The 18,003-nt window shown below is 61.5% G+C and carries 21 protein-coding genes, 2 other RNA genes and 1 pseudogene; 1 reads left to right on the top strand and 23 read right to left on the bottom strand.

All coding sequences use genetic code 11. From position 1 onward, the window contains the following. Positions 1 to 4: 4 nt before the first annotated feature. From E5E97_RS21395 to E5E97_RS21300, 20 genes are all read right to left on the bottom strand, one after another. Positions 5 to 637 carry a gp16 family protein gene (locus E5E97_RS21395; RefSeq protein ID WP_171281025.1) on the bottom strand — a complete coding sequence of 211 codons (633 nt, stop codon included), beginning with the start codon at positions 635 to 637 and terminating at the stop codon, positions 5 to 7. Next, positions 627 to 1,154 carry a hypothetical protein gene (locus tag E5E97_RS21390; RefSeq protein ID WP_171281024.1) on the bottom strand — a complete coding sequence of 176 codons (528 nt, stop codon included), beginning with the start codon at positions 1,152 to 1,154 and terminating at the stop codon, positions 627 to 629. Before E5E97_RS21390 ends, E5E97_RS21395 begins: the two co-directional genes overlap by 11 nt. Beyond that, on the bottom strand, positions 1,144 to 1,401 hold the full coding sequence (locus E5E97_RS21385) for a hypothetical protein (protein ID WP_171281023.1): 258 nt from the start codon (positions 1,399 to 1,401) through the stop codon (positions 1,144 to 1,146). Before E5E97_RS21385 ends, E5E97_RS21390 begins: the two co-directional genes overlap by 11 nt. Beyond that, positions 1,398 to 1,646: a hypothetical protein gene (locus E5E97_RS21380; RefSeq protein WP_171281022.1), complete on the bottom strand. Its 249-nt coding sequence runs from the start codon at positions 1,644 to 1,646 to the stop codon at positions 1,398 to 1,400. Before E5E97_RS21380 ends, E5E97_RS21385 begins: the two co-directional genes overlap by 4 nt. After that, complete coding sequence (locus E5E97_RS21375; protein WP_171281021.1) at positions 1,622 to 1,873, bottom strand: hypothetical protein; 252 nt, start codon at positions 1,871 to 1,873, stop codon at positions 1,622 to 1,624. The genes E5E97_RS21380 and E5E97_RS21375 overlap by 25 nt, the downstream gene beginning before the upstream one ends. A gap of 39 nt (positions 1,874 to 1,912) precedes the next feature. Continuing rightward, positions 1,913 to 1,977: hammerhead ribozyme type II (locus E5E97_RS21370), an RNA gene on the bottom strand. Further along, positions 1,978 to 2,154 carry a hypothetical protein gene (locus E5E97_RS21365; RefSeq protein ID WP_171281020.1) on the bottom strand — a complete coding sequence of 59 codons (177 nt, stop codon included), beginning with the start codon at positions 2,152 to 2,154 and terminating at the stop codon, positions 1,978 to 1,980. It lies immediately after the preceding RNA gene. A 16-nt stretch (positions 2,155 to 2,170) separates the two neighbouring features. After that, an RNA gene (locus tag E5E97_RS21360) (hammerhead ribozyme type II) lies at positions 2,171 to 2,235 on the bottom strand. After that, complete coding sequence (locus E5E97_RS21355; RefSeq protein WP_171281019.1) at positions 2,234 to 2,446, bottom strand: hypothetical protein; 213 nt, start codon at positions 2,444 to 2,446, stop codon at positions 2,234 to 2,236. The genes E5E97_RS21360 and E5E97_RS21355 overlap by 2 nt, the downstream gene beginning before the upstream one ends. A 108-nt stretch (positions 2,447 to 2,554) precedes the next feature. Continuing rightward, entirely contained in the window at positions 2,555 to 3,250 is a 696-nt protein-coding gene (locus E5E97_RS21350; RefSeq protein ID WP_171281018.1) for a DUF2786 domain-containing protein, read from the bottom strand. Next, entirely contained in the window at positions 3,250 to 3,480 is a 231-nt protein-coding gene (locus E5E97_RS21345; RefSeq protein WP_171281017.1) for an ANR family transcriptional regulator, read from the bottom strand. Before E5E97_RS21345 ends, E5E97_RS21350 begins: the two co-directional genes overlap by 1 nt. Continuing rightward, on the bottom strand, positions 3,473 to 3,757 hold the full coding sequence (locus E5E97_RS21340) for a hypothetical protein (RefSeq protein WP_171281016.1): 285 nt from the start codon (positions 3,755 to 3,757) through the stop codon (positions 3,473 to 3,475). Before E5E97_RS21340 ends, E5E97_RS21345 begins: the two co-directional genes overlap by 8 nt. Beyond that, positions 3,747 to 4,109, bottom strand: coding sequence for a hypothetical protein (locus E5E97_RS21335; RefSeq protein WP_042007636.1), 363 nt, complete (start codon positions 4,107 to 4,109; stop codon positions 3,747 to 3,749). Before E5E97_RS21335 ends, E5E97_RS21340 begins: the two co-directional genes overlap by 11 nt. Positions 4,110 to 4,117: 8 nt before the next feature. Then, positions 4,118 to 4,738, bottom strand: a complete 621-nt coding sequence (locus E5E97_RS21330) for a DUF3164 family protein (RefSeq protein WP_171281015.1) — start codon at positions 4,736 to 4,738, stop codon at positions 4,118 to 4,120. Positions 4,739 to 4,753: 15 nt separating this feature from the next. Continuing rightward, positions 4,754 to 5,077, bottom strand: coding sequence for a hypothetical protein (locus tag E5E97_RS21325; protein ID WP_171281014.1), 324 nt, complete (start codon positions 5,075 to 5,077; stop codon positions 4,754 to 4,756). Beyond that, complete coding sequence (locus tag E5E97_RS21320; protein WP_171280854.1) at positions 5,074 to 5,289, bottom strand: hypothetical protein; 216 nt, start codon at positions 5,287 to 5,289, stop codon at positions 5,074 to 5,076. The genes E5E97_RS21325 and E5E97_RS21320 overlap by 4 nt, the downstream gene beginning before the upstream one ends. Then, positions 5,289 to 5,561 (bottom strand): hypothetical protein, encoded by a 273-nt coding sequence (locus tag E5E97_RS21315; RefSeq protein WP_171281013.1) that lies wholly within the window; start codon positions 5,559 to 5,561, stop codon positions 5,289 to 5,291. The genes E5E97_RS21320 and E5E97_RS21315 overlap by 1 nt, the downstream gene beginning before the upstream one ends. Before the next feature lie 3 nt (positions 5,562 to 5,564). Beyond that, positions 5,565 to 6,497, bottom strand: coding sequence for an AAA family ATPase (locus tag E5E97_RS21310; protein WP_171281012.1), 933 nt, complete (start codon positions 6,495 to 6,497; stop codon positions 5,565 to 5,567). A gap of 59 nt (positions 6,498 to 6,556) precedes the next feature. After that, positions 6,557 to 8,578: a transposase domain-containing protein gene (locus tag E5E97_RS21305; RefSeq protein ID WP_171281011.1), complete on the bottom strand. Its 2,022-nt coding sequence runs from the start codon at positions 8,576 to 8,578 to the stop codon at positions 6,557 to 6,559. An 11-nt stretch (positions 8,579 to 8,589) separates the two neighbouring features. Beyond that, positions 8,590 to 8,814 carry a helix-turn-helix domain-containing protein gene (locus E5E97_RS21300; protein WP_103259275.1) on the bottom strand — a complete coding sequence of 75 codons (225 nt, stop codon included), beginning with the start codon at positions 8,812 to 8,814 and terminating at the stop codon, positions 8,590 to 8,592. 149 nt (positions 8,815 to 8,963) lie between these two features. Between E5E97_RS21300 and E5E97_RS21295 the strand changes: the two genes are divergently transcribed. Continuing rightward, the gene (locus E5E97_RS21295; RefSeq protein ID WP_171281010.1) at positions 8,964 to 9,704 is read left to right on the top strand and encodes an XRE family transcriptional regulator; all 741 of its coding nucleotides are present in this window, start codon (positions 8,964 to 8,966) and stop codon (positions 9,702 to 9,704) included. Positions 9,705 to 9,966: 262 nt separating this feature from the next. Here E5E97_RS21295 and nifJ read toward each other — a convergent pair whose 3' ends face one another. The 3 genes and pseudogenes from nifJ to E5E97_RS21280 all read right to left on the bottom strand — a co-directional run bounded on the left by nifJ (position 9,967) and on the right by E5E97_RS21280 (position 17,838). Continuing rightward, on the bottom strand, positions 9,967 to 13,512 hold the full coding sequence (nifJ, locus tag E5E97_RS21290) for a pyruvate:ferredoxin (flavodoxin) oxidoreductase (RefSeq protein ID WP_171281009.1): 3,546 nt from the start codon (positions 13,510 to 13,512) through the stop codon (positions 9,967 to 9,969). Between the two features lie 487 nt (positions 13,513 to 13,999). Continuing rightward, positions 14,000 to 15,788 (bottom strand): annotated as a pseudogene (locus tag E5E97_RS23790) (hypothetical protein). A gap of 409 nt (positions 15,789 to 16,197) precedes the next feature. Then, entirely contained in the window at positions 16,198 to 17,838 is a 1,641-nt protein-coding gene (locus E5E97_RS21280) for an alpha-glucosidase (RefSeq protein ID WP_171281008.1), read from the bottom strand. Positions 17,839 to 18,003: the final 165 nt, after the last annotated feature.

The following is an 18,003-nucleotide window of genomic DNA, read 5'->3' as shown; positions in this document are numbered from 1 at the left end:
CCCATTATTGGGCCTTGTTGTTCAATTCGTCTATGGTCTTGTTTCCATCTAGAACCATTATCCTCGGCGGCCGTTGGCCGGGGTTCTCATAGGCATCGCGGATCAGGTCATACCCCGGCATGGCATCTTGCCGGTGGCTCAGGGTTTCCGGTACCGATTCACCTCGGGCGAGGATGGCATCGGTCATCAGGCGAATATGCCACTTCTTCAACGCCTCCAGCACCCGCTCGGCCTGCGCCGAGGTAAGCCATTCAGCCCGACTGATGCCCACGCCGCCGTTGGCGCTGGCCGTCATGCGGCGGATAAAGCTGCCAAGAGCATCTTCAGAACCGTCATGCAGCAGGCCGTCCTGCTTCATGGTGATCCAGATGGCCCTCAGCTTGCGCACCTCCGGCGCTTGCACCTTGGCCGAACTGGGCGGGGAGCGACGCCCGGCAACCTGAGCGCCCCCCTTGACCTTGAACCCCAGCCCCTTCATGGCGGTGATGACGGCTTCCAGCTTGCTGGCGCTCATGCCCTTGGCAGAGCGGGCGCCGGTGACCTGCTCCAGCAGGGCGCGATATTCCTCTTCATCCAGCCCCAGCTCACGGCGGCCGACTTGCACCAGTTTCAGCAGACGTTTGGTATCAGGCTGCATGGGATACCTCCTGACGTGGCTTGAGGTGATACCATGACTGCATCAGTGCAATCCAGGCATGGCGGTGATCGGCATCGATATCAGCCATGCTCACAAAACGGGGCTTACCCTCTACCTCTCGGCGCTTGACCCGCAGCTGTTTGGGGATGGTCTCACTACTGATGCGCGAGACATCCAGCTCGAAGCCCTCTGCCACGGCCTTTTCAATAAGCCAGCGCAACCATGAGTAGTTGTTGCCGGCGCCATATACCTCTTTCGCCAGCATCCCGATATAAACGGTGCCTTGGTTCTGCTCCAGATAACGCTGAATGCGGCGAACCGTCATCAGCCCGTCATACGTTATCAGAGAACGTGGCTCGATCAGCCCTTTATCAATCAAGGTTCGGATCCACCTCAGCATCTGCCGTTCAGAACACTCTCCCAATGCCTCGGCCAGCATGGCCGCGCTCTTGTGGCGGTAATCAGGAACCTGCTTAATCTTCTGTGCCATTGCTTCCAAGCTGTGTTTATTCGTCATTGTCTTGCTCCTCATCCGCATCGCTCACTGAGAGCGCGGCGACGTAAATTTTGTTGGTCTTTGGCGGTTTTCCCTCGCGCCAGCGGGGCACAGTGCGATCAAGCCAGGTCATGGCGGCCACATCGGCTTGACGCTCCAGCTCGGCCAGATCCCGCTTTTTCATCCCCTTGGTCTTTCTCTTGGAGTAGCAAGGGTGGTTCGCTTTTACGTAATCCACCTGGCGGCGTTGGTAGGCGGTCAGCTTCATGCGGCTTTCCTCTGTTTGCGCTGAGCGGCTTTTTCCGCTTCACAGGCTTTGCAGTAGTGCTGCAGGCCGTCTAGTGAGTAGACGTGGTTCCACACTGACCAGAAGGCGGTATCTTGCGGCCAGTATTCGTTGCAACCGCTGCAGAGCTTTTCCAACCCCATCTCGGGGTCCAGCCTCGCCTTGCCAGAGGCCAGCCGCTTGGCCAGTGCACCAGGCTTCATCAGTGGCGTGTATTCACCGTGCATACGGCCCCCTTGCCATCCCACTGCAGGCGATCGGCCTCCAGCTCTGCCAGCAACTGCTCGGCGCCGCGCAGGGCATCAACGGCAATGTCGTTGGCGTGGTACTTCCTTGCGCCCCGTGACAGGGCAGTAAACCGGCGCTGCAGCACCAGCTTCTCTTTCCATTCCAGCGCGATGGCCATCTCGCCATAGAGCCGGTTTAACAGGTTGTTCAGCACATTTCGGGTCATAGCGTCCTCGCGTATCGTGAGTGGGTTATGACCGGGCCCGGTCGGCTGCTCATCAGTGCCCAGCCACCACGCTGGGCAGACGGGGGCGAGCCCCCGTTTCGCTATTACTCCACTGCCAGGTCCTTTGCTGTCTGCTCAATTTTCTGGCTAAGTTCCTCCAGGAAAGCTCTATTGCATTCATCCTCATCAATCCAAAAATCTGACATTTCCATAACCTTTTTCTGCATTGCCTTCAGGCTTCTGCGATGGTGCTGAACCATCTGTTTCATTGATGCACTCATATATCCTCCGTCACTAAATTGGCTGCTCATCAGTGCCCAGCCACCACGCTGAGCAGACGGGGGAAGGCCCCCGTTTCGCTTACTTTCTCAGCGCCTTACGCGCCTTGTTGACGATGGTGGTCAGCATGGCCAGGCGGGAGCGGTGCTTCGCGGCTTGGCCGTACTGGTTGATGAAGTCGATGGCCAGTTGTGCATCGGTCAGCGCCTGCTGCGGGTTGCTGCGCAGCTGGCATTCAAGGGTGCTTTTGCCATCGTCCACGCTGGTATTGAGCAGGTATTTCACGTTCGACATATCGGGTACCTCAGTTGACCAGGAACAGGCCGGTGAACAGACCGGCGACAAAGGCCCCATAGGACAGGGCCATCACATTGACCAGCACCCAGAAGGCGGCTTCGCCGTTCATGCGGCCCCCAGCTTGGCTTGTTCCTGGCCGCCGACACCGGCATTCAGCTCCACCTGCTTCGCGGCAATCCAGCCATGCAGCGACGCGGACTGATCGCGCTTAGTCGCCTTGGCAGCGCGGCTCTCACCTGCGCTAAGGTTCGGGTGATGCTTCTCGATGTACTGGGCAACCAGCTGGCTTTCCTGCTCGGTCGGCACCAGGGCGGTGATCTTGTGATACACCCCGTTGCACCAGCCCTCGCAGAACAGATCGGCGCGGGCCGTCTTGGTGCTGGTCTTCATGCGCTTGCTCAGGCTGCTGATGTACTCGGCTCTGGCTGCCTTGAGCTGGCTAGCCAGCACGGTGTAGACGTAGCCTGCGATCTCAACCCGCTCCGCTGGGCCGATGAACATCACCTCGGCGGTGTTGCGCCCCCATGTCAGTTGCTCATGGCACATGATCGCTTCGACCCCGAACGCTTGGCGCACCAGACTGACCAGCAAGAGACTCCATTTCGGCTGGCGTTCGCTGTTGTTGGCAGCCTTCACCTTGTTGGCGTCGATGCCACTCAGGGCAACGTCTTCGCTGGAGAGCTGATGCTCGGCCATCAGTGCCTGCACCTTCTTCATCGCGTTGGCGGATTCGTGCTGGTTGCCCCGCTCCACCATGGCCATCAGCTTCTTTATCTTGGCCAGAATGCGTTTGTCGCTCATCACGCCTCCCGCTTGCCGAAACGGTGGATGCAGGTCATGCACAGGTCTATGCGGGACTGGGCCCAGTGCTGGTTGGTGATGTTCTTGGCCGCCTTCTTTGCCATCACCCACAGATCCAGGGCGATGATATAGCGCCCCTCACGCTCGAACTCGGCGGCGCGGGTAGCCAGCGCCAGATAACCGTTCGGATTGCGGGCGATCTCGTCGCCCTTCAACACTGCATTAGCCATGGTGTAACTCCTGTTCAAATCGGGTTTGTTGCTTGTCGTACACGGTGACGATGGAGCCGTTCTTCAAGATGAAGTAGGCATCGTCACATTCGAGGTTCCGGCGCGGGCTCCATCCCGCCTCGCGCTGCCGGATCCGCCGCAGCTGGCGTTTGCTTGGGCGCCAAGCCCGTGACAGGGCGCCCAGCATCTCCAGTTCGCTGCGGCCGGTACGTTGCACCCAGCGCTCGATGGCGTGGCGGGTGACGTACAGCGGGCCATAGCGGGTTTCAAACTCCATCGTCTAAGGCGCTTTCAACGGTGCGCATCAGTTGAGCCACAGGGTTGTTGGGGTCAACAATCTTGCGGTCACTGGGCATGTTCACTTCGGTCCATACCCGCAGCAGCTCCATGCCGCCACGGTCGGCCAGATACTCTTCTGCAGCGGCAAGCGGCATGGACAGGTCTTTGTATTCGTCCGCGTTGTGCGGCGTGGCATCCATCAGTCCTGCCACCCACTGCAGGGCATCACGCACGCCATGCTCGTAGGTGGATTCCTCATAGTCGGTGCCGTTCTCGTCGCAGCGGTCAGCCAGCAGGGTGGCCAGCATCAGCTGCTGCAGAAACTCTGGGGTCATGGTGGTCATCTTCATGGCGGGCCTCACAGCTTCGACCAGTCGATGACGATGGCCTTGTAGGCCCCGGTACCGGTCTTCTCGTAGAACCGGATGTACTCGGCCTTGCCTACCACGGTGATGGCGTCGGCGATGGCCTGCATGGCCTCCTTCCATTTGGCATCCTGAATGTCCAGCTTGCGCAGGGAGAGCACTTGGTTGACGTCAACATGGCCGCCCTTGTTGACGCGGAAGGCATGATCCACCAGGGCGCGGATCTCGTTGCTGCTGCCCTCGCTCCAGCGGCCGATGCAGCCGTCGATCAGGGTCTTGGCGGTCTGCAGGCGCTCGTCAAACTTGCGGTGTTCGCCGATGGCCCGCACCACCTGGAAGCGGCCATCAAAACTGGTGAGGGTGACGTTGCCCTTGGTGCCACCGTACTGCACGCCGTATTCGGCGGCAGACAGATCCATGAAGGATTCAATCTCCTGGGCGATGCTGGCCTTGCGGGCCAGCAGGCGCAGCTTCTCTTCGTGCGCGTCGGTGCACAGGCGAGTCACCAGATCATCGCGCAGCAGATCGAGCGGGGCGATCAGGGACTCCGGTACGAAGTGGCCAAGGGCGTTTTTGCGCAGGTTTTCGGTCTTGTTATCAGTGGCGATAGTCATTGCTGTTTGCTCCTATTAAGCGGGGAAACCGGCAGCGCGGTGGTGCAGGTACTCGACGGCGGTCATGTTGCCGGTCAGTTCGAAGTCGTCGCGGCTCGGCTCGTCATGCCAGTGGACGATGCAACCGCCGAGGCGGGCGGCGTAGGCACGGCGGCGCAGCCCGTTGACCTGCTCGTTCAGCTCGATAGCCCCCTGTTTCAGCTCGTCGGTGGGGTAAGCGATCTCGATCATCGGGCGTACCTGGGCTGCCTTCACGGCCAACACTTGGCAGCCGTTCTTGCGCAGTGTGGCGATGACACGCTGGGCGATGACGCCGATGCTGTTGGTGCGAATGTTCATGCGTTCTCTCCTTGTGAATCACGGTTCAGCGGCGCCCAGGTGAGGTGCAGCCGGTCTTGCTCAAAAATCTCCTGACGGCCGGTGTTGTCTTGCATGGTCACCTCACCGTTATTGCTATCCACCATCACCCCATAGCGGCCGCTCAGCAGATGGATGTGGGTCCAGTTGTTGACGACGACATAGCAGGTATCTGGTTGCGGCTTGGCATTCATCACACGCTCTCCATGTGGTGCTTCACGCGGCAGTTGAACTTGATGAGCGCGTCATAGGCTGCGTTCATGTCTTCCGCTTCCGGGATGCCGGGGACCAGCAAGGTTTTGTTGTCGTATGCATGGCGGGCCAGCACCCCGACGCTCTCCTTGAGGCGCTCCACTTCGGCAGTTGAGGCATCCACCACGCAGTAGATAGGCAGGGCATCATCCGGAGTTTCATCACCGAACCCGATATGGCCGCTGGCATAGGCAAAGCTGTGGAAGTTCTTCATGGCTTACTCCCCCTCCAGCTTGTTGAAGGTGTGCAGCAGGATCTGCTCGGTCAGCGGTTCACCGCCCGAGTACATCACCGCGAGTTTCAGGTTCTTGCTGACCAGGCGCAGGGCCCCAGGGCGTTCGCTGATGCGCAGCAGCAGATCCAGCTCGGCCGCGCCGGTGATGTTCCAGGCACTGGCAAAGGCGAGCACATCGGCCTTCTTGGCCTTGGTAAGGGCGCGCTTCATGGCGATGCGGGAAAACAGGCGGGCGAAGTCTTCCGAGCGTGGTCCTCCAGTGAGCTGGGTGTACACCCGGCTGTTGCCGACCAGCACCAGGCCCACTTCGACCTCTTCAGCCAGGATGCGCAGCTCTTCCAGGGTGGGGCGGTCTACGTGGTCCGCTTCGTCCACCACGATCAGCCCCTTGGTGTTGCGCAGGCGACGGCGCAGGGCGCGGGCCAGGGGGCCACGCAGGCGCGGGGCGTTGTCCATACCCAGCTCCATAGCCAACTCGTAGAGGCATTCGGTCATGGTGGCGCGACTCGGACTGGTGGTGATCACCCAGACGTTGTTGTTGTTGCGCTGGAACTCGCGCAGGGCGGTGGTCTTGCCCACGCCAGATATGCCGTGAATGATGACGATGCTCTGGGTGGTCAGCGCATATCCCATGTCGGCCATGATCTGCTTGGCTGTTTCGGTCATCACAAAGCCGGGATCGCGGGGGGCATCGGCGCGCTGTTCACGGGCGGTCAGCCAGTTGGCCAGCTTCTGGATCATGGCGGTCGGATCGGCCTTGTAGTTGCCGTTCAGCAGCTGGTTGACGGTCGAGCCGGAGACGCCGATCTCTTTGGCGATCTGCGCCTGGGTCACCACGCTCTGTTCCAGCAGGGCCTTGACCCGTGCCACCACTTCCTGGTTGCTGTTTTGTTCGAGAGTGACTACGTTTGACATGTTGAACTACTCCTTTCAGGCGGCCCCAAAAGGCCGCTTTTTTCTTGGTTAAATGCCGGTTAAAGGCTGTTTTTCTTCATCTGTTCGGCCATCTTCGCGACGCTCGCTTGATAGCGGGCCTCGTAGTCGATGACTGGTGCAGCTTCTGACTGTTGTTGGGTGGCCATGGCCGGCGCTGGCTGGACTGCGAGCGCGGCATTGCCGAGGGAAACGGGGCGCACCATTTCGACCACCTTGGTCTCGGGAGCCGGTTCGTCGCTGACGCTGGGCAGCAGGGCGGCGGCCTCCAGCGCAGACATGCTTTGCTGGGCCAGCGCGGCAGCCTTGACGGCCTTGGTGTGCTGGGTGCGTTTGCGCTTGTGCTCGCGGGCCTGCTGGGTATCGCCAAAGGCCACTTTCTCCAGGCACTCCGCTTCGCAGATATGCAGGCCGTTGAGGGTGGTGACGATCACCGCTTCATGCAGGCGCTGCGGGTCGAACCGTGCCACTACTTTCTGCCCGGCGTACTCGGCCAGATCGGCGTGGTAATAACGGTTGCTGCGGCTGGCGATGGCGCCGCCGGCTTCGAGCCGGATGGTGCCGTGCTGGCTGACGCGGGTTGCCTCTGCCTGCAGCAGCAGCATGGTGAGCTGTTCGCTGCTGGCCTTGCGGATGGTGGCCTGGGCATAGCTCTGCTCGAAGGCCTGATCAAAGCTCATCACGCCCCGGCAGGCTTCGGTCTGGCGACCCAGCTTGCCGTTGTAGATAGCCACGCCTTCGGCCACTACGCGCAGGAACTCGGCTGCATCTACCGCCCGTTCACCATAATTGTCTGGCTTGGCCATGGGGTTTGGGCCGGTGTAGCAACCTGCCAGCGCGGGATGCTTGTCGATGATTTCGTCTAGGCCGCCCACACCGAAGGCGCGTTCAATCGGCTTGGCCTGACCGTGCCCCTTGCCCAGCAGCACGCTGGACCAGTGCAGCTTGATGCCAAGCATGGGGATCATGCCCATGGGCTCATCCGGCTTGACCTTGAAGCGGTAGCGGTTCGGCACACCACCGGTCATCCATTTGTTGGCGGCGGCGCGGGTGTTATCGATGGTGATCTCGCGCGGGATGCCGTATTGGCTGCACACGTCCATCAGGGACAGGCGAATGCTGTCTGTGTTCTCGCTGATGTCGGTGCGCCAGCCCACGATCTTGCGGCTGTAGATGTCTTGCCAGAACCAGGTCTTGGGGCGGATCACTTCGCCGTTGAACCACTTCACGAAGACGTTGTGCAGGTAGCCGTCGCCGTTGATCCACTCCATGGCATCCAGCCCTTCGATGGTGCGCTCCTGCGGTGGGTAGAGCTGCATCAGCGCATGCTCACCTTCGCGCAGCATCACCTGCTGGGCGTGGGGCACTTCCATATCCATGCGGCGCATCAGGCTGTCGAGGCTCGGCACGACCAGATCACGCTCACGGGCTGTCAATTTCAGACGTTCGTAACAGGCGGCGGCAGTTGGCCGTTCGCGGCGCAGGTAGTCTGCCTTGAATACCTCCCAGGCCAGGGCGCTTACCGGTGCCAGTTTCCCTGCACGATTTTCAGTCGCTGATTGCTGGTGTTTTGGCAGCAACACAGCCAGCCAGTCGCTGTCGTCGAAGCCTTTTACCATGGCGCAATAGCGGCGCAGGGTCGGCAGCGCGATGTCGAACTCATCAGAAATATGCTGGTAGGCCTGCATCAAGGTGCTGCCACTGGCAACCAGCGCATGCACCGCCTTAACGGCAGCAGCACGGGCCATGGCCTTGGCGTGGGCCTTGTCGTTGGCCTTCTTCCAGTTGGCCCACAGCTGCTCTTTGCAGTAGCGCGGCGCTTGTGGCTTTGGCAGATCCAGCGTCATGCCGCCGACCACCACCTTGCCGGCCTTGCGCAGCAGGGCGGCTTGAACGACCGGCGGCAGGATGCTGATGTGGTACTCGAACGCTTTGGAACCAGCCTTCTTGCGCTTCTTGTCCAGGTCGCCTGAACAAAGCCGATCCAGCTTGGCTCTTGATTTGTGAACATCTGTCGGCATCACGGCGAGACCGACGCAGTCTTTTGCGGTTACCCATTCCATAGCGATCTCCTTTACGCGCACTTGCTTTCGTAACGGGATGGCCAGATTTGGTCAGGGGTGGTGCCTATAGCCGAAGCGACAATGCGCTCGTATTTCGGGCATCTGAAGCGGAAGACATTTCGGAGAGTGGAAGGTGCAAGGTCATGCTCTCTGGCCAACTTCGCCAGATTCGTACCTGCTTTTGCCAGAGCGCATTTCACATCAGCGCTATGCCAGTCTGTATTGCCGTTGATCATTTTGATACCCTCAGAAAACTACACCATCGCGCAACTTTCTAGCGCTACGTGGACGTGTAACACATCATTGATCAGAAAAATTCGCAAATCAAGTAGGGTGCGAATTTTTACAAAGTTAATTGCGCAGATAAGCAGGCACGAGATTCAAAATGAAATCAGATACTTACGAAGAAAAATCCCAGTGGGGTGAGAAAAATGCGCAAGGAATTTTTGATGAGGCGCGAATAATTCTTTTCAGAGACAGGTTGAAAGAGGCCATCGGAGAGGAAACGGTGCGCAGTTTTTCGCGCAAATGTGGATTATCTGAGGCCACCTTGAGGGATTATTTGAAGGGATCCAGCTATCCGACCCTGGACAGGCTCAACAAGATAGCGATTACCTCAGATCGCAAGATGGCGTGGCTCATTGGTGAAGAGTCAGGGGTACAAGAGAGCGTTGCAAAGTACGTTGTCTCTGATGTGTTTCTGGATGAGTTTGCATTGATACCTGGCTATCGGGTGCAGGTGTCAGCAGGCCACGGCGCATTGTCTCAGGGAGAGACAGAGCCATATCGTCACTTGGCCTTTCGCAGGAAATGGCTGAAATGGCGTGGATTTAATGAGAAGGAGCTGGTGATCGTCTGGAGCAAGGGCGACAGCATGGAGCCTACCATCAGTAACAACGATACTCTGGTAGTCCACCTGGGTAGAACGCGCCCAGTTGATGGCCACATCTACGTAGTGCGCAATGATGACCAGCTCTGGGTCAAGCGCCTGCAGGTGCTGCCGCACGCTTGGCTGCTCATCAGCGATAACTCGCTGTACAAAGAGATCGAGGTTCCGAAGGACGAGCAGCACACCTTCGAAGTGATCGGGCAGGTCGTCCATATCTCCCACGACGTTGGAGAGTGATGAAGCAGATTTAAAGCCGGTTTAAACGGCGCGTTATCAAATCTACATTGATCAATTCAATCGCGATTTTTCGCCGCTTTCGGATCCGTTGATCATTTTGTGGATCAGTACCAACGAAAACGGCCTGCAGAGTTTTGATCGCTCTACAGGCCGCGTCTCTTCTGGTTTCTCGATCCCATCTATTCCCTCAAGATCCCATTTATTCCCTAACCATTCCCAGTGATCAATTCACTAGAGTCCATACATTGGTGGATTTGCGTTGCTACTCCTGGGCTGGCGCCTCCTTGCCGGCCAGCTGGCTCAGCCAGGCGAAGCGGCGGTTGGCGTCCAGCTCCGCCTCCCGATAGAGCTGGCTGGCGATTTCCGGCAACTGGCGTTCCAGTCGCTTGAAGCGGGGCTCCTGCTGCAGGGTCTCGGCCAGCGATGCGCTGGGGGCCCGGGAGTCCAGCGCCAGCGGCGCCTTGCCCTCCTCGCTGCGGCGCGGATCGTAGCGGTAGAGCGGCCAGAAGCCGGTGGCGGTTAGCTGCTTCATCTGCTCGTGGCTCTGGGCCAGATCGTAGCCGTGCTCCTCGCAGGGGCTGTAGGCGATGATGAGCGACGGGCCCGGGTAGGCTTCGGCCTCCTGAATCGCCTTCACCGTCTGGTTCATCTGGGCGCCAAGGGAGATCTGCGCCACGTAGACGTGACCGTACATCATCACGTTGGCGCCAAGATCCTTGCGCCCCTTGCGCTTGCCCTGCTCGCCAAACTTGGTGATGGCGCCGAGCGGGGTGGCCTTGGACTGCTGGCCGCCGGTGTTGGAGTAGCACTGGGTATCGAGCACCAGCACGTTGATGTTCTCCCCCAGGCTCAGCACGTGATCCAGCCCGCCGTAGCCGATGTCGTAGGCCCAGCCGTCGCCGCCGATGAGCCAGACCGATTTCTCCACCAGGTAGTCCGCATCACGGGCCAGCTCCTGGGCCGCGGCATCGGTGCGCCCCTGCAGCAGGTCGCGCAGCTGCTCGATATGGGCGCGCTGCTCGGAGACCGGCAGGCTGGCATCTTGCAGCCCTTGTTGCAGTTCGGCCGGGACGGCGTCCCCCAGGCTCGCCAGCAGGCGGCGTACCCGCTCGCGATGCTGATCCACGGTGAGCCGAAAGCCCAAGCCAAACTCGGCGTTGTCCTCGAACAAGGAGTTGGCCCAGGCCGGTCCGCGCCCGTCCGCATTGGTGGTGTAGGGGGTGCTGGGCAGGTTGCCGCCATAGATGGAGGAGCAACCGGTGGCGTTGGCGATGAGTAGTCTGTCCCCGTAGAGCTGGGTCAGCAGCTTGATGTAGGGGGTCTCGCCGCAGCCGGAGCAGGCGCCCGAGTATTCGAACAGCGGCGAGATGAGCTGGGAGGTGCGGATGTCGATGCGCTCCAGCTGCTCGGCAGTGCGCTCTGGCAAGTCCAGGAAGAAGTCGTAGTTGGCCTTCTGGGCCTCGAGGTGATCCAGCCTGGACTCCATGTTGATCGCCTTGCGGCTCGGCTCGGTGCGATCCTTGGCAGGGCACACCTCGACGCAGAGGTTGCAGCCGGTGCAATCCTCAGGCGCTACCTGCAGTACGTATTGCTGGCCGCGCATGTCGCGGGCCTTCACATCCAGTGCATCCAGGGTGGCGGGGGCCCCTTCCAGCGACGCTTTGTCCACTACCTTGGCACGGATGGCGGAGTGGGGGCAGGCCGCCACGCAGTAGTTGCACTGGGTGCAGAGGTCTGCCTGCCAGATGGGCACCTCCTTGGCGATGTTGCGCTTCTCCCAGCGGGTGGTGCCCACCGGCCAGGTGCCGTCCGGCGGGAAGGCGGAGACCGGCAGGCTGTCACCCAGCCCCGCCAGCATGGCGGCGGTGACGGTCTGCACGAAGTCGGGGGCCTTGGCCGATACCACGGGCGGGCGCTGGTGGCTGGCGGGGTCAAGTGCCTGCAGCGGCACCTGCACGAGGGCCTCGCAGGTAGCGGCCAGGGCCTGCCAGTTGCGCTCCACCAGTGTCTGCCCCTTGCTGCCATAGCTCGATGCGATGGTCTGGCGCAGCAGCTCGGTCGCCTCTGCCGGCGGTATGATGGCGGTGAGCTGGAAGAAGGCCATCTGCATCACGGTATTGATGCGATTGCCTAGCTGGCACTCGCGGGCAATTTTGGCGGCGTTGATGGTATAGAGGCGCGCACGCTTCTGGAGCAGGGCCTGTTGCACCTCCTGGGGCAGCCGCTGCCAGATCTGCCCGGCGTCGTAGGGGCTGTTGAGCAGGAAGATGCCGTCGGTCCTCAGCCGCTCGGCCATCTGGTACATGTCGATGAACTGCCACTGGTGGCAGCCGATGAAGTCCGCCTCGTCCACCAGGTAGGCCGACTGCAGCGGCCGCTCGCCGACCCGCAGGTGGGAGACGGTGAGCCCACCCGCCTTCTTGGAGTCGTAGACGAAGTAGCCCTGGGGGTAGAGGTCGGTGTGGTTGCCGAGGATCTTGATGCTGTTCTTGGCCGCCGATACTGTGCCGTCGCTGCCAAGGCCGTAGAACAGTGCCTCCAGCTTGTGCTGGTTGCCAAGGCCTGGGCTCGAATAATCGAGGGCCGGCAGCGGCAGGGAGAGGCCGGTGACGTCGTCGAAGATGCCGACGGTGAAGCGCGGCCGTGGGTTATCCAGCGCCAGCTCATCGAAGATGGCCTGCACGCAGGCCGGGTTGAACTCCTTGGAGGAGAGGCCGTAGCGCCCGCCAATGACCCGCGGCAGGCTGGCGCGATCCCCACGGCTGACCGCCTCGGCCAGCGCGCTCATCACGTCCAGATAGAGGGGCTCGGCCAGGGCGCCCGGTTCCTTGGTGCGATCCAGCACCGCTATCTTGCGGGCGCTCTGCGGAATGACCGCCAGCAGGTGCGCGGCCGAGAAGGGGCGGTAGAGCCGTACCTTCACCAGCCCCACCTTCTCGCCCTGTGCAATCAGCCGCGTGATCACCTCCTCGCAGGTGCCGATGGCGGAACCCATCAGCACCAATACCCGCTCGGCCTCTGGGTGACCCACATATTCGAATGGCCGGTAGTGGCGGCCGGTGCGTTCACCGAAGGCGTCCATCGCCTCGCTCACATGGCGATACGCATCGTCATACCAGGGGTTGGTGGCCTCCCGGCACTGGAAATAGGTGTCCGGGTTGGCGGCGGTGCCGCGAATGACCGGTTTGTCGGGGGTCAGCGCCCGCTCCCGATGGGCACGGATCGCCTCGGCCGGCAGCAGGGCGCGCAGGATGTCGTCATCGAGCGGCACTATCTTGGTGATCTCATGGGAGGTGCGAAAGCCGTCGAAGAAGTGGATGAAGGGCAGTCGGCTGTTGAGGCTGGCTACCTGAGCGATCAGGGAGAAGTCCTGGGCCTCTTGCACATTGCTGGCGCAGAGCAGGGCGCAACCGGTCTGGCGCACCGCCATCACGTCGGAGTGATCGCCGAAAATCGACAGGGCATGGGTCGCCACGGTGCGCGCCGCCACGTGCAGCACGAAGGGGATGAGCTGGCCCGCCAACTTGTAGAGGTTGGGGATCATCAGCAGCAGTCCCTGGGACGAGGTAAACGAGGTCGCCAGCGCCCCGGTCTGCAGCGCGCCGTGGACGGCGGCGATGGCGCCCCCTTCCGACTGCATCTCGACCACGCGCGGCACGTCGCCCCACAGGTTCAGGCCCCGCTCGCTCGACCAGGCCGATGCCTGCTCCGCCATGCTGGAGCTGGGGGTGATGGGATAGATGGCGATGACTTCGCTGGTGCGGTAGGCCACCGAGGCGACCGCGTTGTTTCCGTCTGTGGTGATCATGAATTGCCCACTTGCTATGCCAGTTTGAATGACGGCTGCGATCAGCCGGCCATGGATAGGTCGTCGCCATAGTAAGAGTGGAAATAAACGCGGAACAAACGGGATAAATAATCAGGCCGAAGGCAGCGGCGGCGCGGGATGGCGGCCCACCGCCGGTGATGGGAGCAAGCCGAAAGATGGTCGGGCGGGATGGTTGTTGAGGGTAATTCGATTAACTGGATCGGCCGCAAAACGGGTCGATCCGGCCCCGTCAATAAATAATCAAGCGGCAAATTAATTTGCGCCGTCGGGCGACACGAGAGTGTTTCATGGCCGGGATGACAGGGTCATGGTGCGGGAGGGCCTTTCACATCAGCCATAAAAAGGGCTCCCAAAGGAGCCCTTTTGAATCGCCTTGGCGGCTCTCTGCCACCACTATTTCCCTTGCACCTGGCCTCGGGGAATGGGCCAGTCAGATGCATTGCCGGCCCGTGCGAGGGGGGTAGCCCTACTCGTGGTGCTGGGTGATGCAATCCAGCCCGCCGCTGCCGCGCAGCAGGGCTTCTGCCTGGTTGAACTCCTCCCGTTTGTTGCTGGCAGCCTGACCCACGAAATAGGGGGTGAGCCCGGCCACCTCGCGTTGCAGCCAGGCGGCGAATGCCTGATTGAGGGGGACGATGCTGGCGGCATTGGTGATGTAGAAGGGCTGCTGGCGGGTACCCATGATGCCGTTCATCCAGTTCACCGGCCGCTTGCCCACGCTGAACACGCCGGGGGTGGCGATGGGGGTCAGGCCGGCATCGCTCAACTGCTGGCGGATGAGGGCGTGGATCTTGTGCCAGCGTTCGCTCTGCTGGCGCAGGTCGGTCACGCTCTGGCGAAGTGCTTGCCGCTCGCTCTCGCTCAGGCTGCCGGCCTCGGCCAGCACCTGTTCGATCAGCGCTGCGCTGGCTGCATGATCGTTCAGCAAGATGCGACCGTCGGCCAGCGGGCGCATGGCCATGTCGAGGTGGAAACCGGGCTGGGCCAGGATCACCAGATCCCGTTCGGCCACCTTGAGATCCTGCGCCATCAGGCGCTGGCTGATGGCCATCATGGCGAGGAAGCGGCGGGTCTGGTGATCTTGTCGGCGCCAGCCAGCGCTGTTCGCTGGTAGCCGCCTGCCTGCAACATGTGACCCAGCCGGGCCAGAGTGGCGGCATCGGCCGCCAGCGTCGGCAGCGCCTGGGCTATCTGCTCATCGCCGAACTCGGAGTGAAGCTCGGCGGTCACCACCAGGCTGGCGTACTCCTGCTTGAGGCGGGTCAGCAGATCGAAGGAGGCCGGCAGCGGTTGGCCATGGATGGCGCGATAGCGCTCGGCAATCCGTTCCCCTTGCTGCGGGCTCAGAAACATCCGCTGCCCCGCCGCCTCCCGGGTTGACCCATCCACTTCGTACTTGGCGAGCTCGGCCTTGGCGCGCGCGGTCCTGGCAAAGGCGTGACGCTGTGGCTCATTCAGCCCCTGCGGCAGCAGGTTGGCGGCCTCCAGCAGGATGAGGTCCACCTCGGTGTCATGGCCCTTCTGGAAGGTATAGGGGCTGCCCAGCCACTCCTCTTCGTTCAGGTGCAGCCGAAACTCGCCGTCGCGCTCCATCTTCTCCTGCAGGGCGGCGATGCGCTCACTGTCCAGCCGGCTGTGGTGCAGGGTGGTCTGCAGCAGGGCATCGCGGCCGATCAGGGCATAGGGGGTGCCGTCGGCCCGCTGGCCGGTCAGCATGTTGCCGCCATCGATGATGGAGAAGGTGGGGATGAGCTCGCGCCCCTGCGCCTCGGCGAAGGTGTTGGCCTGGGAGAGCATGTAATCATCCAGCCCCTGGGAATCCTGGCTGCCGAGGCTGTGATGGCCCTCCTGCTCGGCCTCCGGGCTCTGCCCGGTCAGGGCGGTGACGAAGGCGTGGTAGCTATCCTTGTCGGCCAGCGGCGCCCGGGGCGGAAGATGAGGGCGCCATCGCGCGACAGCCACATGTTGTCCTCGGTCCAGGTGTACATGTCAGCGTGGGTGCTGACCGAAAAGCCCTGCTCCCTGCCGATCTGCTCCAGCTCCGCCACCAGTTCCGGTTCGGTCTGGAGGGGCAGGTGGAGCTGGTGGATCCGGTTGCCCAGATCGTCCTGGGCCAGCTGGAAACTGCGATCGAGGGCAGGGGAGTGCTGGCCGTCGGTGAGGGTCGGATCGTCCGGGAAGATCAGAGGGGCCGCCATGGCCGAGTGGAACCAGAAGAGGGTGGAGAGGGCGAGTGCCACGCCGGTTTTGCGCATGATGATTTCCTGTTGTTATGGCGGGAGAGTGCCCGCGAGCCTGAACGTCGGCGTGCGGCGTTGTGCCGCACGCTTCGGATGGAAACCATAAGGAGCCGGCGAAGAACCACAAGGGCGCAAATCTGAATTGACTTTTAACCCTGACTAAACAGCGTTTAATATCGCCGATTGATGATAAAAACGTCGTTTTTGATGGCGGTTATTGCCAATAAAAACAGGATGTTGAACTATTTCAATTGTCGATAGCGAGCCGTGGTTGGATACCGCCTGGCAAGGCGGTGCGGGCCTGAAAACGCGAAGTTTTTAAGTGAGTAAATCGCCGGGGCGTATTGACCGCCGAGGGGAGGGAAATCATCAGGGGGCAGGGGCCCCCCGTGGCGGAGGATGGCGCGAGGGATAGCGTTGCCCGTTACTCCCGTGCTGGCAGCAGCCAGGCGGCCGCCTGATAGGGGGCGAAGGTGGCGGTGGGCTGCCCCGGGTAGTTGCTCATCAGCAGGGTGGCACCTGCTTCCACCTGGTCAAGGTGCGGCATGACCAGGGGGCGCTCGGTGAGGTTGGCGAGCAGCAGCAGGGTGTGCCGCTCCGCGCTTGCCGGATCCTGCCAGCGGCGGCGATAGCCGATGCGATCGGGGTCATCCCCATCCAGCAGTTCGAAATTGCCGTGGCGAACGACAGGGTGGGCCTTGCGCAGGGCGATGAGCTGGCGATAGCAGTGAAACGGCGAGTCGGGACGGGCCAGCTGCTCGGCGGCGTTGATTTCAATGTGGTTGGCGTTGAGGGCAATCCAGGGCGTGGCCGTGCTGAATCCGGCGTGGGGGCCTGCGTCCCACTGCATCGGGGTGCGGGCGTTGTCGCGGCCGATGGTATCGAGTCGCCGACTCAGCTCGGCAGGCTCCAGCTCCGCCTGGCTGGCGCAGTAGTTGATGGCCTCCACGTCGCGCAGCTCGTCCGGCTGCCAGTGACGGTTGGTCATGGCGAGCTCCTCCCCCTGATAGATGAAGGGGGTGCCCTGCATCAGGTGCAGCACCATGGCCCACAGCTTGGCGCTGATTTCACGCCATTCGGGTCTGTCATCGCCAAAGCGGGAGACGGCGCGGGGCAGGTCGTGGTTGCCGAGAAACAGGCTGTTCCAGCCTCGGCCGTGCAGCCCCTGCTGGTGGCGGGCCATGGCCCGTTTGAAGGCGAGCGGGTCGAAGCGGGAGGTCCACTTGTCACTGCCGAGCCCCAGATGTTCGAAGTTGAACACCATGCTGAACTCGCTGCCATCAGGGGCTGAGTAGCACTGCATATGGGCGAGATCCGCTCCCCAGGTCTCCCCCACCGTGATGATCCCCTGGCCGCCGAAGCTCTCGGCATTGAGCTCGCGAATATAGTCGTGCAGGCGGGGACCGTTGCTCATGGCAAGTCGGTCCCACTCCTTGCTCACCATGTCGATCACATCGAAGCGAAATCCCTTGATTCCCTTGCCCAGCCAGAAGTTGATCACCTCTGCCATTTCGGCCCGCACAGCCGGGTTGTCCCAGTCCAGATCGGCCTGACTCGCATCGAAGTTGTGCAGGTAGTAGCGATCAAGCGCCGGCACATACTGCCAGCCGCTGCCGCCAAAAATTGAGGTAATGGGGTGAGCATCGACAAAGGCTTGATCCCGGAATACGTAATAGCCCTGATAGTGGGGATCGCCGGCCAGCGCCTGCACAAACCACTCGTGCTCGGTGGAGGTGTGGTTGGCGACGATATCCATCATGATGCCGATACCGTGAGCGGCTGCCTCGGCTACCAGCTGCTCCATCTCGGCCAGGGTGCCGAAGGCGGGGTCGATGGCGCGGTAGTCCGCCACGTCATAACCGTTGTCCCGCTTGGGGGAGCGATAGAGGGGGGTGAGCCACAGCATATCGACCCCCAGGGTGGCCAGATAACCGAGGCGCTGACGAATGCCGTTGATGTCGCCCATGCCGTCGCCATCGCTGTCCTGAAAGCTCATGGGATAGATCTGGTAGATAACGCAACTATCGAGGTCGATGTCGGGTGTGTGGAGAGGTTGCGGGTTCATCAGCGTGGCCGGTTGGGGGAAGCGATGGTTTATCTTACGCAGATGCGCGGGCCCTCGACAGGGCGGAGAAAGGCTTGAAAAGGGTTCCATAGTTGGCTGATTGCCAAAAGTGAGGGGAGGGTCACAACTGGGCCATCCCGAACCATGGTGGTGGTCGGGATGGCA

The sequence above is a fragment of the Aeromonas sp. 2692-1 genome (genome assembly GCF_013085505.1).
Taxonomy (GTDB): domain Bacteria; phylum Pseudomonadota; class Gammaproteobacteria; order Enterobacterales; family Aeromonadaceae; genus Aeromonas; species Aeromonas hydrophila.
Note: the sequence above shows the minus strand (reverse complement) of the source record. Positions and strands in the feature narration are given on the sequence as shown.

What these genes read in the sequence shown, in the direction of transcription:
- E5E97_RS21325 (WP_171281014.1), bottom strand. Translation starts at nt 5,077, where the DNA reads ATGAACATTCGCACCAACAGCATCGGCGTCATCGCCCAGCGTGTCATC.
- E5E97_RS21365 (WP_171281020.1), bottom strand. Translation starts at nt 2,154, where the DNA reads ATGAGTGCATCAATGAAACAGATGGTTCAGCACCATCGCAGAAGCCTG.
- E5E97_RS21330 (WP_171281015.1), bottom strand. Translation starts at nt 4,738, where the DNA reads ATGACTATCGCCACTGATAACAAGACCGAAAACCTGCGCAAAAACGCC.
- E5E97_RS21375 (WP_171281021.1), bottom strand. Translation starts at nt 1,873, where the DNA reads ATGACCCGAAATGTGCTGAACAACCTGTTAAACCGGCTCTATGGCGAG.
- E5E97_RS21395 (WP_171281025.1), bottom strand. Translation starts at nt 637, where the DNA reads ATGCAGCCTGATACCAAACGTCTGCTGAAACTGGTGCAAGTCGGCCGC.
- E5E97_RS21340 (WP_171281016.1), bottom strand. Translation starts at nt 3,757, where the DNA reads ATGGAGTTTGAAACCCGCTATGGCCCGCTGTACGTCACCCGCCACGCC.
- E5E97_RS21295 (WP_171281010.1), top strand. Translation starts at nt 8,964, where the DNA reads ATGAAATCAGATACTTACGAAGAAAAATCCCAGTGGGGTGAGAAAAAT.
- E5E97_RS21350 (WP_171281018.1), bottom strand. Translation starts at nt 3,250, where the DNA reads ATGAGCGACAAACGCATTCTGGCCAAGATAAAGAAGCTGATGGCCATG.
- E5E97_RS21315 (WP_171281013.1), bottom strand. Translation starts at nt 5,561, where the DNA reads ATGAAGAACTTCCACAGCTTTGCCTATGCCAGCGGCCATATCGGGTTC.
- E5E97_RS21380 (WP_171281022.1), bottom strand. Translation starts at nt 1,646, where the DNA reads ATGCACGGTGAATACACGCCACTGATGAAGCCTGGTGCACTGGCCAAG.
- E5E97_RS21345 (WP_171281017.1), bottom strand. Translation starts at nt 3,480, where the DNA reads ATGGCTAATGCAGTGTTGAAGGGCGACGAGATCGCCCGCAATCCGAAC.
- E5E97_RS21335 (WP_042007636.1), bottom strand. Translation starts at nt 4,109, where the DNA reads ATGAAGATGACCACCATGACCCCAGAGTTTCTGCAGCAGCTGATGCTG.
- E5E97_RS21390 (WP_171281024.1), bottom strand. Translation starts at nt 1,154, where the DNA reads ATGACGAATAAACACAGCTTGGAAGCAATGGCACAGAAGATTAAGCAG.
- E5E97_RS21280 (WP_171281008.1), bottom strand. Translation starts at nt 17,838, where the DNA reads ATGAACCCGCAACCTCTCCACACACCCGACATCGACCTCGATAGTTGC.
- E5E97_RS21310 (WP_171281012.1), bottom strand. Translation starts at nt 6,497, where the DNA reads ATGTCAAACGTAGTCACTCTCGAACAAAACAGCAACCAGGAAGTGGTG.
- E5E97_RS21320 (WP_171280854.1), bottom strand. Translation starts at nt 5,289, where the DNA reads ATGAATGCCAAGCCGCAACCAGATACCTGCTATGTCGTCGTCAACAAC.
- nifJ (WP_171281009.1), bottom strand. Translation starts at nt 13,512, where the DNA reads ATGATCACCACAGACGGAAACAACGCGGTCGCCTCGGTGGCCTACCGC.
- E5E97_RS21355 (WP_171281019.1), bottom strand. Translation starts at nt 2,446, where the DNA reads ATGTCGAACGTGAAATACCTGCTCAATACCAGCGTGGACGATGGCAAA.
- E5E97_RS21305 (WP_171281011.1), bottom strand. Translation starts at nt 8,578, where the DNA reads ATGGAATGGGTAACCGCAAAAGACTGCGTCGGTCTCGCCGTGATGCCG.
- E5E97_RS21385 (WP_171281023.1), bottom strand. Translation starts at nt 1,401, where the DNA reads ATGAAGCTGACCGCCTACCAACGCCGCCAGGTGGATTACGTAAAAGCG.
- E5E97_RS21300 (WP_103259275.1), bottom strand. Translation starts at nt 8,814, where the DNA reads ATGATCAACGGCAATACAGACTGGCATAGCGCTGATGTGAAATGCGCT.